This is a genomic window from Streptomyces sp. SID13726, from assembly GCF_010548375.1.
GTDB lineage: Bacteria > Actinomycetota > Actinomycetes > Streptomycetales > Streptomycetaceae > Streptomyces.
The window spans coordinates 1-449 of sequence record NZ_JAAGLY010000415.1; the positions used below are offsets into that span (position 1 = coordinate 1).

General features: G+C 68.2%; 1 protein-coding gene. It reads left to right on the forward strand.

Annotated features, from left to right (window positions below; translation table 11 throughout):
• The coding region (locus tag G3I78_RS48355) for an acyltransferase domain-containing protein (RefSeq protein ID WP_164436991.1) at positions 1-449 on the forward strand (449 nt) is incomplete at both ends.

Sequence of the window (449 nt, forward strand, 5' to 3'; positions counted from 1 at the left end):
TCTGGGGTGAGGACGCGGGTCTGCTGAACCGGACCGCTTACACGCAGACCGGTCTGTTCGCGGTCGAGGTGGCTCTTTACCGCCTCTACGAGTCGTGGGGTGTGCGTCCGGACTTCCTGGCGGGTCACTCGATCGGTGAGCTGGCTGCCGCGCACGTTTCCGGGGTGCTGTCGCTGGCCGATGCGGCCAAGCTGGTGGCTGCTCGTGGCCGGCTGATGAACGCGCTGCCCGAGGGTGGCGCCATGGTCGCCGTGCAGGCCACCGAGGAGGAGGTGCTGCCGCTGCTGGTCGAGGGCGTCGACATCGCCGCGATCAACGGGCCTTCCGCGCTGGTGCTCTCGGGCACCGAGGACGCGGTCGTCGGAATCCAGAACCACTTCGAGGGCCTGGGCCGCAAGACCAAGCGGCTCGTGGTCTCACATGCTTTCCACTCGGCTCTGATGGAGCCG